Source organism: Falsiroseomonas sp., assembly GCF_041690465.1.
Lineage (GTDB): Bacteria > Pseudomonadota > Alphaproteobacteria > Acetobacterales > Acetobacteraceae > Falsiroseomonas.
In genome coordinates this window covers 64,378-75,399 of record NZ_JAWLHG010000027.1, presented here as the reverse complement: position 1 = coordinate 75,399, position 11,022 = coordinate 64,378, and the positions used below count along the sequence as shown (strand labels likewise).

The 11,022-nt window shown below is 74.0% G+C and carries 9 protein-coding genes; 7 read left to right on the top strand and 2 right to left on the bottom strand.

Annotated elements, in window-relative coordinates:
- Positions 1–174: 174 nt before the first annotated feature.
- Positions 175–717 (bottom strand): biotin transporter BioY, encoded by a 543-nt coding sequence (locus ACESM1_RS21460; protein WP_372623247.1) that lies wholly within the window; start codon positions 715–717, stop codon positions 175–177.
- A gap of 1 nt (position 718) precedes the next feature.
- Positions 719–1,777 (bottom strand): A/G-specific adenine glycosylase, encoded by a 1,059-nt coding sequence (locus ACESM1_RS21455; RefSeq protein ID WP_372623251.1) that lies wholly within the window; start codon positions 1,775–1,777, stop codon positions 719–721.
- Positions 1,778–1,782: 5 nt separating this feature from the next.
- Between ACESM1_RS21455 and ACESM1_RS21450 the strand changes: the two genes are divergently transcribed.
- The 7 genes from ACESM1_RS21450 (at position 1,783) to ACESM1_RS21420 (ending at position 11,015) form a co-directional block, all read left to right on the top strand.
- Positions 1,783–2,247 carry a DUF721 domain-containing protein gene (locus tag ACESM1_RS21450; protein WP_372623246.1) on the top strand — a complete coding sequence of 155 codons (465 nt, stop codon included), beginning with the start codon at positions 1,783–1,785 and terminating at the stop codon, positions 2,245–2,247.
- A gap of 44 nt (positions 2,248–2,291) precedes the next feature.
- Positions 2,292–2,900, top strand: a complete 609-nt coding sequence (locus tag ACESM1_RS21445) for a thioredoxin domain-containing protein (protein WP_372623245.1) — start codon at positions 2,292–2,294, stop codon at positions 2,898–2,900.
- Positions 2,901–7,598 carry an AAA family ATPase gene (locus tag ACESM1_RS21440; RefSeq protein WP_372623244.1) on the top strand — a complete coding sequence of 1,566 codons (4,698 nt, stop codon included), beginning with the start codon at positions 2,901–2,903 and terminating at the stop codon, positions 7,596–7,598.
- 103 nt (positions 7,599–7,701) lie between these two features.
- Positions 7,702–8,157: a VOC family protein gene (locus ACESM1_RS21435; protein WP_372623243.1), complete on the top strand. Its 456-nt coding sequence runs from the start codon at positions 7,702–7,704 to the stop codon at positions 8,155–8,157.
- On the top strand, positions 8,154–8,666 hold the full coding sequence (locus tag ACESM1_RS21430) for a DUF6653 family protein (protein WP_372623242.1): 513 nt from the start codon (positions 8,154–8,156) through the stop codon (positions 8,664–8,666). Before ACESM1_RS21435 ends, ACESM1_RS21430 begins: the two co-directional genes overlap by 4 nt.
- Before the next feature lie 32 nt (positions 8,667–8,698).
- Positions 8,699–10,594 carry an ABC transporter ATP-binding protein gene (locus ACESM1_RS21425; protein WP_372623241.1) on the top strand — a complete coding sequence of 632 codons (1,896 nt, stop codon included), beginning with the start codon at positions 8,699–8,701 and terminating at the stop codon, positions 10,592–10,594.
- Positions 10,595–10,730: 136 nt separating this feature from the next.
- Positions 10,731–11,015, top strand: a complete 285-nt coding sequence (locus ACESM1_RS21420; RefSeq protein WP_372623240.1) for an AtpZ/AtpI family protein — start codon at positions 10,731–10,733, stop codon at positions 11,013–11,015.
- Positions 11,016–11,022: the final 7 nt, after the last annotated feature.

The following is an 11,022-nucleotide window of genomic DNA, read 5'->3' as shown; positions in this document are numbered from 1 at the left end:
CGGGCAGGATTCCAACTCGGTCTCGACAACCCCTTGGAATCACGCCCGCCGCAGTCAACCCAACCCACGTTCCACCAGCGTTCAGAGACAGCCTCTTAGCGGGCGCAGCACGCCGCCCTGCCGGCGGAGCTTCGGATCGCTATCGCCCCCTGTCCTGAGCAGGGGCCGCCGAGCTCAGCGCCCGAGCGCCTTCAGCAGCGCCAGCGCCAGAGCGGTCTTCACGACGGTGCTGGGCAGGAAGACAAGGAATCCGGCATCCAGCGCCTGCTGCCAGCCGATGAAGCCGGCGAGCCAGGTGATGCCGGGGACGAAGACCAACAGATGCGCCGCCAGCAACAGTGCCGCCTGCCGCCGCCAGGAGATGCCCTGCGCTTGGCCGGCCAGCCAGGCCGCTGCGAGGAAGCCGAGCAGGTAGCCGGCGGTCGGCCCGACCAGCACCGCCGGGCCTGCCGCCCCGCCCGCGAAGAAGGGCAGCCCCGCCGCACCCTGGACGAGATAGGCCGCCACCGCGGCGACCCCGAACGATGGGCCGCCCACGGCGCCGAGTAGCAGCACCACCATCGTCTGCAGCGTCGCCGGCACGGGCCACATCGGCACGGTCACATGCGCAGAGGCCGCGAGCAGCCAGGAGCCGAGCAGCGCCAGCAGGACGAAGCGCAGCGCGCTGCGCGGGGCGGGAAGGGCAAGGGCCATCGGGGCGAGTCTTTCAACAGTCACGTCAGCTATCCACGGGCCCGGCAGCGCTGTCCAGCAGCGCGAGCAGGCGGCGCATCGCCGTGGGCATCGCCGCCCGCGCGGCGGCGGCGTCCATCCAGGCGCAGCCGCCCAGTGGATCGCCTGCCGAAGCCGCGTGCAGAAGGGTCATGCGCAACTCGAAATGGGTGAAGCCGTGTCGCGCCTCGCCGCGCAGCGGCGCCCAGCGCAGCGCGGGCAGAGGGGCATGCGGAAGCGCCTCGGCCTCGGTCCAGGGCTCGCTCCGCCATGGGGTGCCGGGGATCTCCAGCATCCCCCCGAGCAGGCCCTTCTCCGCCCGGCGGCGCACCAGCAGCCGGCCGGCGGGGTCGGTCAGCGCGAAATGCACGCCGTAGCGCAGCGGCCGGAGCGGCTTCGGCGCCTTGCGCGGCAGCGACTCGGCGATGCCGGCCTGATGCGCCGCGCAGCCCGCCCGCCAGGGGCAGAGGGCGCAGGCGGGGCGCTTCGGGGTGCAGATCGTCGCTCCCAGGTCGAACAATGCCTGGGCGAAATCGCCGGGCCGTGCGCGGGCGGCCTGCTGCTCCATCCAGCGCTGCGCCAGCGCGTCGAGGCGCCTCTTCGCGCCCGGCAGCGGCATCTCCTCGGCGTGGATGCGGGCGGTGACGCGCTCGACATTGCCATCGGTCGGCACCACGGGCGCGCCGAAGGCGATCGCGGCCACCGCCGCTGCCGTGTAGGGGCCGATGCCCGGGATCGCCCGCAGCCCCTCCACCGTGGACGGGAAGCTGCCCTCGGCCAGCGCCTTCGCCCCGGCATGCAGGTTGCGCGCGCGGGCGTAGTAGCCGAGGCCGGCCCATTCCGCCGCCACCTCCTCCCACGGTGCTGCGGCGAGTGCCCGGACATCCGGGAACCGCGCCAGGAACCGCGCATAGCGCGGGCCGACCGCGGCGACCGTGGTCTGCTGCAACATCACCTCCGACAGCCACACGCGGTACGGGTCAGGCCGGGACGTGCTATCCCGCCAGGGCAGGTCCCGGCGGTGCCGGTCGTACCAGACGAGCAGGTCGGAAGCGGGCGGAGGAATCACCGATGGCCAAGGAGGGGGAGGGCAGGCGCTTCCCGGCGGCCCCCATGCCGCTCGGATCGCTGATCCCCTCCGTGACCCGCCCGGCCTTTCGCCGCAAGAGCCCGGCCGGCAGCCAGGTCCTCGCCGACTGGGCCCTGATCGTCGGGCCGGCGCTCGCGGCGGTGACCTCGCCGCTGCGGCTCTCGGCCGGCACCTTGACACTTGCCTGCGCCGGCCCGGTGGCGATGGAGCTGCAGCACCTCGCGCCGGAGTTGATCGGCCGGATCAACGGCCATCTCGGCCGCCTTGCGGTCGAACGGCTCCGTTTCGTGCAGCAGGCCGCCGCGAGCGGCCGCCGCGGCCCGGCGCCGCCCCGGCCGGACGCGGCGCTTCCGGCCGGGGTGGAGGCACGGATCGGCGCCCTGCCGGAGGGGGAACTGCGGCAAGCGCTGGAAAACCTCGCCCGCGGCGTCTATCGGAAGGGCTGAGGGGACCTCGGAGTCCCCGCCTCGCCCTGCCGGAGGCCGATTACATGACCCATCGCCGTGCCCTTCTCGCCCTCGCCGCCGCCGGCCTCACCCTGCCGCGCCTGGCCGCCGCCCAGCCAGCGGCGCCGGATCCGCGACTGACAGAACGCTCGGTCGGCAAGGCCGACGCGCCGGTGACGGTGATCGAGTATTTCTCCCTTACCTGTGGCCATTGCGCCGCTTTCCACCGGGAGACCTGGCCGCAGGTGAAGCGGGAACTGGTGGACACCGGGCGTGTCCGCGTGATCTTCCGCGACTTCCCGCTGGACCAGCTGGCACTGGCCGCCGCGGGCCTCGCGCGCAGTCTGCCACCCGAGCGCTACGAGCCCTTCATCTCCGCGCTGTTCGCCACCCAGGACCGCTGGGCGTTCAGCCGCACCGCCGACCGCAAGGAGGAGTTGTGGAAGCTCGCGGCGGTCGCCGGCATGGACCGCGAGACCTTCGAGCAGGCGCTGGTGGATGCGCAACTGCAGCGCGCCATCCTGGAGCAGCGCGTGAAGGGGCAGCAGGAGCACAACGTGAACTCCACTCCGACCTTCGTCTTCGGCAGCCGCGTCGTGCCAGGCAACATCGCGTTCGACCGCTTCGCCGCCATCGTCGCCGAGACCCGCTGAATGGAGGGCGTTCCCCCCGCCGCCCCTGCGGAGGAGGGCGCGCCGCCCGCCGCGCCGGCTTCGGCCGGCGAGGCCCAGACCGACTCGCCGGGCCGGACCGGGGCGCAGATCGCCGCTGCCCGCACCGCACGGCTGACGCGCCTGCGTATCGCCGGCTTCAAGTCCTTCGCCGAGGCGACGCTGGTGGAGGTGATGCCGGGCCTCACGGGCATCGTCGGCCCGAATGGTTGTGGCAAGTCCAACATCGTCGAGGCGCTGCGCTGGGCGATGGGTGAGACCAACGCGCGGACCATGCGCGGTGGCGAGATGGAGGACGTCATCTTCGCCGGCACCGCCAGCCGCGCCTCGCGCAACTTCGCCGAGGTGACGCTGACGCTGGAGGAGGCCGCCGGCCTCGCCCCGCCGCCCAATGCCGAGGCACCCGAGCTCGAGATCGTGCGGAAGATCGAGCGGGGCGCCGGCAGCGCCTTCCGCGTCAACGGCAAGGAGCTGCGCGCGCGCGACGTGCAGACCATGTTCGCCGATATCGGCTCCGGCGCGCGGTCCTCCGCCATGGTCAGCCAGGGCCGGGTCGCGGCGCTGATCCAGGCCAAGCCCGAGGACCGCCGCGCCGTGCTGGAGGAAGCCGCCGGCATCGCCGGGCTGCGCGCCCGCCGGCATGAGGCGGAGCTCAAGCTGCGCCAGGCGGAGAACAACCTCGCCCGCGCCGAGGACCTGCTGAACGAGATGGAGGGTGCGCGCCAGGGGTTGCAGCGCCAGGCGAGGCAGGCGGCGCGCTACCGCAATCTCTCCGGCCTGGTGCGCGGGGCGGAGGTGGAATGGCTGGCTATCCTGCGCGCCCGCGCCCAGGCCGCGCTGGCCGAGGCGAAGCAGGCCTTCGATCGCGCCCGCCACGCCACTGGCGAGGCCGAGTTCGAGGCGGAGGGCGCCGCGAAGCGCGCCTTTGCCGCCGAGCAGGGCCTGCCCGAGCCGCGCGAGGCGGAGGCGCAGGCCCGCACCGCGCTGGAACGCCGCCGCGTCGAGGCTGAGACGCTCGGCGCCGAGGAAGCCCGCGCGCTTGATGCATTGGCCGGGGCCGAGGCGCGTCGGGACGCTCTGGCCCGCGATCTCGGCCACGCCGCGCGCCTGCAGGCTGATGCCGAAGCGGCCGAAGGCCGCCTCGCCGCAGAGGCCGCGGAGCTCGACGCCGCGGCCGGGTCCCTCCCGGACCGGACCGCCGCCGCCGCCGAGGCGGAGGCCGAAGCGGCCGAAACGGTGCGGGAGGCCGCGCTCGCCGCTGACCGCGCGACCGAGCTCGCCGCCGAGGCCGCCGCCCAGGCCGCGACGCTCGCCGCCGCCGAGACCGACGCCGCGACCCGCGCCAAGCGTCTGGCCGAGCAGGCCACCCGGCTGGCCGCCGAGCAGGGGGCGGCCGAAGAAGCTCGGGTACCGGCGGCCGCGCTGGATGGCGCCGCCGCCCAGGCTGCCGAGGCTGAAGCCGCGCTCGCTGCCGCCGAGGGGGCGCTGGCCGGCATGGAGGCCGAGCGCGCGCTCACGCAATCCCGCCACGAGGCCGCCCGCCGCGCCGCCGCCGAGGCTGAGGAGGCCGAGACCCGCGCCCGCACCGGGCTTGAGGCCGCCGAGGTCGCGATGCGGCGTCTGGCCCAGCAGCATGCCCGGCTCGCGGCCGAACGCGACGCTGCACGCGTCGCGCTGGTCCCCGAGGCCGAGCGCGACGCGGCCGTCCGCACGGCTGCCGAAGCCGATGGCGTGCTGGTTGCGGCCCGCACCGCACTGGAAGCCGCGGAGGCCGCGCGTGCCGCCGCGCAGTCCCACCACGAGGAGGCGCGCAGCGCCGCCGCCGGGGCCGAGGCCGCTCGCACCCGTGCGCGCGCCGCACTGGAAGCCGCCGACTCCGCCGCACGGCAGCTGGCCGAGCAGCACCAGCGCCTGGCCGTCGAGCGTGACGCCGCCCGCGCCGCCCTGGTGCCGGACGACGAACGCCGGTCCGTACTGGCCGAGGCCGAGGCCGCCGAGGCGGCGCTGCGCAACGGCCGTGCCGCGCTGGATGGCGCCGAGGCTGCCCGCGCCGCCGCCCAGTCCCGCCACGAGGCCGCTCGCGCCGCCGCCACCGACGCTGAAGGCGCCCGCGCCAAGGCCGCCGCCGAGGTCGCCGCGCTCGCCGAGATGATGCAGGCGCGCGAAGTCGCCCCCGGCCTCGCCCCGGTGCTGGACGCCATCGGTGTGCCATCCGGCCTGGAGGCTGCCTTGGGGGCGGCGATCGGGGAGGCGCTGGACAGCCCGCTCGACGATCCGCGCTCCCCGGGCGCCCCGCGCCATTGGCGGAACCTGCCGCCGCTCGACCCGCTGCCCATCCTGCCGGATGGCGCGACGCCACTCTCGCGGCTGGTGGAGGCGCCGGCGGCGCTGGCCCGCGCCTTGTCGCAGGTCGGGCTGCTGCCGCGTGGCGCCGATGGCGCGGCCCTCCAGGCGGCGCTCCGGCCCGGCCAGGCGCTGGTGACGGAGGATGGCGCGCTCTGGCGCTGGGACGGGCATTGCGCCCGCGCCGGCGCGCCGAGTCCCGGGGCCGTGCGGCTCGCCCAGCGCAACAAGCTGCGCGCGGCGCAGGTGTTGCTGGACCAGGCCGAGGCAATGGCCGCCGTCGCACTCGCCTTCCGAGCCGAGGCGGAGGCTGAGGAAGCACTCGCCCGGGCAGAGGAAGCCCGCTGCCGCGAGACCCGCGCCGAAGCCGAGCGCCGCGCCGCGGCGGCCATCGCGGAGGCCGAGCGGATCGCCGCGCGCACCGCCCAGGCCGAGCAGCGCCTGGCTGCCCTTGCGCCCGAGCTCGACCGGCTGGAAGCCGAGATCGCCGCCGCAGCCGTCGCACTCGAGGCTGCCCGAGCGGCGAGCGCCGCCACGCCGGACGTCGCCGCCGCGCTGGCAGCCAGCTCCGCCGCCGCCGAGGCCGAGCAGCTCGCCCGCGCCGAGGAGACGCGGCAGCGCCAGCTGCGAAGCGAGGCCGAGCGGCAGGCCGCCACCGCCGCTACCGCTGCCGAGCGCATCGCCGCCCGTGCCACCCAGGCCGAGCAGCGGCTCGCCGCGGTGGAGCCGGAACTTGCGCGGCTGGACGCCGAGTTGCATTCCGCCGCCGCGGCGCTGGAGCAGGCCCGTGCCGCCCGCGCCGCCGCCCCGGATGCCCTTGCCGCCCGCGCCGCGCGCGAGGCCGCCTCGCAGGCCGAGAACGCGGCCGTGCAGGCTGAATCCGCCGCTCGGGAGGCGCGCCGCACCGCCGAGGCCAACCTCGCCCGTGCTCGGCAGGAGGCGCAGGCGCTGACGGCCCGCGCGGCGGAGGCGGAGGCACGGCTCGCCGCGCTCGCGCCGCAGATGGAGCGCATGGCCGCCGAACGCGCTGCCGCGGAGGCCGCGCTCGCCGAGGCGCAGGCGGCGCGCGAGGCCGCGCCCGACCTTGCCGCCCTGCGCGCTGAGGTGGAGCAGGCCCGCACCGCGCTCGCCGCGGCCCGCACCGCCGAGGCCGAGGCGCGCGATGCTCGCGCCGCGCTCGCCGCCGAGGCGACGCGGATCGCGGCGCGGCAGCAGACGATCGGGCCGGAGCGCGAGGAATGGTCGCTGCGCCGGGGCGAGGCGCAGGCACGGCGCGAGGATCTCGCCACCCGGTTGTTCGAGGCGGAGGCCGAGGTCGCCACCCTCGCCGAGGCGCCGGAAGCCGCTGCCGCCCGTCGCGCTACCGCCGCGCGCCTGCTGGTGGAGGCGGAGGCCACGCATGCGGCGGCCGCGAAGGCGCTGCGCGCCGCCGAGACGGAGCTGCGCGAGGCCACCGCGCATCGCCGCGAGGTCGATGCCCGCTTCGCTGCGGCCCGCGAAACCCAGGTGCGCACGGAAGGCGCCAAGGAAACCGCCGAGGCGGCGGCGTTGTCGGTCGAGGAACGCGTCGCCGAACGGCTCGGCGAGGCGCATGCCGAGTTGCCGGCCGACGTCGCGGACCTCTCGGACTCCGCCGAGGAGAAGGCGCGCAGGAAGCTCGACCGCCTGACCCGCGAGCGGGAGGAGATGGGGCCGGTCAACCTGCGTGCCGAGCAGGAGCTCAACGACCTCGATGCGCGCCGCGGCGCGATCGACGCTGAGCGTTCCGAGGTCGCCACTGCCATCGCGAAGCTGCGCGGCTCGATCGGCCATCTGAACCGCGAAGGCCGGGAACGCCTGAGGGTCGTGTTCGACAAGGTGGATGCCGAGTTCCGCAACCTCTTCACGCGCCTGTTCGGCGGCGGGCGGGCGCATCTGGCGCTGGTCGGGTCCGACGATCCGCTGGAGGCGGGGCTCGAGATCTATGCCGAGCCGCCGGGGAAGAAGCTCGCTTCGCTCAACCTGCTTTCCGGCGGCGAGCAGGCGTTGACGGCGCTTTCGCTGATCTTCGCGGTGTTCCGCTGCAACCCGGCGCCGGTCTGCGTGCTGGACGAGGTGGATGCGCCGCTCGATGATGCGAATGTGGAGCGGCTCTGCGACCTGTTGGAGGTGATGGCGGCCGGCGACGAGCAGGGCCGCGGCGGCACGCGCTTCCTGATCGTGACGCACCATCCACTGACCATGGCGCGGATGCACAGGCTGTATGGCGTGACGATGCAGGAGCGCGGCGTTTCCCGCCTGCTGAGCGTGGACCTGCAGCGCGCGGTGGAACTGGTGGAGGGTCCCGTCGCGGGGTGACGTTCTCCGCCATCCGGAGCAGTCAGATCACGTTCATGATATGTTCTTGAACCGGCACCGCCGCTGCAGGCATCATGCCGGCCTCCAGCAGGAGGATCCGCACATGCCTGTCTCCCCCATTCCGCCGGGCTATCCGCGCGTCTCCCCCTATCTGGTCGTGCAGGACGCAAAGCGGGCGCTCGCCTGGTATGTCGAGGCGCTCGGGGCTGAGGCGACGATGCGCCTGCCCGGCGCGAACGACACACTGATGCATGCCGAGTTCCGGATCGGCGACAGCGTGGTGATGCTCGGTGAGCAGTCGCCGGATCATGACGCCTATGGTCCCGGCCATTTCGGCGGCACGCCGGTCTCGCTGGTGCTGTATGTGGAGGAGGTGGACGCTGCCTTCGCCCGCGCCACCGCGGCCGGCGCCGCCGCGGAACGGCCTCCGACGGACCAGCCCTATGGCGACCGCATGGGCACGCTGCGTGATCCCTTCGGCCATCGTTGGCACCTGGCGAGCCATATCGAGGATGTCAGCACGGAGGAGGTGATCCGCCGTATGTCGCCGCCGGGATGACACCGGAGGGGCGCCTTGCGCGGCTGCACCGGATGGATGACGGGGCCTGGGCGCGCCACGCCAATCCGTGGAGCGTCTGGACCCGCGTGCCGATCCTGCCGCTGCTGGTGCTCGCCGTCTGGAGCCGGGAATGGATCGGCTGGTGGGCGCTGCTGCCGGTTGCGGCGCTGCTCGCCTGGACCTGGGTGAACCCGCGCGCCTTCCCGCCGCCGCGCAGGCTGGAGAACTGGGGGTCACGCGCGGTGCTGGGCGAGCGGTTGTGGCTGGAACGCAAAGAGACGCCGGTACCGCCGCGGCATCGCCTGGCGCCGAAGCTGCTGAATGCGATGGCGGCGGCGGGCGGGCTGCTGCTGATTTACGGCCTGGTCTGGCTGCTGCCATGGGCGACGCTGACCGGGCTCGCCGTCGCGATGCTGTCGAAGTTCTGGTTCCTCGACCGGATGACCTGGCTGGTGGCGGATATGGAGGGCGATTCCCGCCTCGCCCGCTGGCGCGGGCCGGACGGTTGACGCCACCGCCGGCCTGGCGCGTTGCTGCGGCAATGCTCCCCTTCCGTCTGTTCGAGACCGTCATCGATCCGGTGGCGCCGCCTGGCGGCCGTGCCGCGCGGGTGCTCGGCGTGCAGGTGCCGGACGGCCCGCCGCCCCGCAGCCTGCTCGGCTTCTACTGGCACTTCGCCCGCCAGGCCCGCCTCCTGTTCGGTGCGCTGTTCGCGGCGGGGTTGGCGGTCGCGCTGCTCGACCTGCTGATTCCCATCTTCATCGGTCGCGTCGTCGGCCTGTTGGAGCAGCATGGGCCGGGGCGGATCTGGGAGGAGGCCGGCGGCACGCTCGCCGGCATGGCGGCGCTGCTGCTGTTCGGCCGGCCGGTGGCGATCCTCTGCCAGAACCTGGTGACGCAGCAGGGGATCATTCCCGGCGTCACCTCCATGATCCGCTGGCAGGCGCACTGGCACGTCATCCGCCAGGGCCTGCCGTTCTTCCAGGAGGATTTCGCCGGCCGCATCGCCACCCGGGTCATGCAGGCCGGCCCGGCGCTGCGCGAGAGCGTGGTGCAATCGGTCAACGCGGTCTGGTACATCCTGGTCTATGGCACCGGTGCGGTGCTCGCGTTGGCCAGCACGGATGCGCGGTTGGCCATCCCGATGCTGTTGTGGTTCGCGCTCTACGCGACGCTGCTGCGGCTGATCGTGCCGCGGATGCGCGACCGTTCGCGCAGGGCAAGCGAATCGCGCAGCGCGCTGACCGGCCGCGTGGTGGACAGCTATACCAACATCGCCACCGTCAAGCTGTTCGCCCGCGCCGAGCAGGAGGACGCGCATGTGCGCGAGGCGCTGGAGAAGCTGAACTACGACTTCGGCAGGCAGACGCGACTCGTCACGCTGAACTCGCTCCTCCTCTCCACGCTGAACGCCGCGCTGATCGTCGCCACGGCGGGGCTGGCGATCTGGCTGTGGTCGCGCGGCGACATCGCGCTGGCGATGGTGGCGGCGGCGCTGCCCATGGCCTGGCAGATCGCCAACATCTCCGGCTGGGTCGCCTTCAACGTCGCCGGCATCTTCGAGAATATCGGCGTGGTGCAGGAAGCGATGGGCTCGATCGCTGTGCCCCCCACCGCGCCCGACCCGCCCGGCGCGCGGCCGCTGGTGGTGACGCGCGGCGAGATCCGCTTCGAGCAGGTGCGCTTCGGCTATGGCCGCGCGCCCGAGGATGTGCTGCACGGCCGGCGGGGCGCGGTGCTGGACGGCTTCGACCTCCATATCGCACCTGGCGAGCGTGTCGGGCTGGTCGGCCATTCCGGCGCCGGCAAGACCACCGCGATCAACCTGCTGCTGCGCTTCTTCGCCCCGGAGGAAGGTCGCATCCTGGTGGACGGGCAGGATATCGGCGGCGTCACCGCGGAATCGCTGCGCGGCGCCATCGGCGTGGTGACGCAGGATACCGCGCTGCTGCACCGCTCGATCCGCGAGAACATCCGCTACGGCCGACCCGATGCGGCCGAGGCGGAGGTCGAACAGGCCGCGCGCCGCGCCGAGGCGCATGAGTTCATCGAGCAGCTCTCCGACTGGCGCGGCCGCAGCGGCTATGACGCGCATGTCGGCGAGCGCGGGGTGAAGCTCTCCGGCGGCCAGCGTCAGCGCATCGCCATCGCCCGCGTGCTGCTGAAGGACGCGCCGATCCTGCTGCTCGACGAAGCCACCAGCGCGCTCGACTCCGAAGTGGAGGCGGCGATCCAGGAGAGCCTGGACAGGCTCATGGCCGGCAAGACCGTGATTGCCATCGCGCACCGGCTTTCGACGCTGGCGCGGATGGACCGGCTGGTGGTGCTGGAGAACGGGCGTGTCGCGGAACAGGGCACGCATGCCGAACTGCTGCGCGCGGGCGGCGTCTATGCCAGGCTGTGGCAGCGACAGTCCGGCGGCTTCATCGGCGGATGACCCGCTCCGACGGCCCGGTCCGCGCCCGGCACCGGGCTCGTGGCTTTGCTGCACCGCCGTGGTCGCCTTGACACAAACCCCCCCGCGCCGTAGGAGCGGGCCGCCTTCCGGGCGGGGGAACCGCAGGGAGGAGCGCGTGTCGGAACAGGACAGCTTCGAGGAGCGGTTGCGGCAGGCCCAGGCACGGCGCGGGAAGGATCCCGGGTCGGCGAAGGCGGGCTTGCCAAGGGGCAACTGGGGCGTCGGGTTTCGGGCGGGGGTCGAGCTTGTCTCGTCGCTCGTCGTGGGTATCGGGATCGGCTGGTTCCTTGACCGCTGGCTCGGCACCTGGCCGTGGCTCTTCCTGGTGTTCTTCGTTCTCGGCAGCGCCGCCGGTGTGCTGAACGTCTATCGTCTGTTCGCTCCGCGCGGTCGTCCGTAAGGCAGAA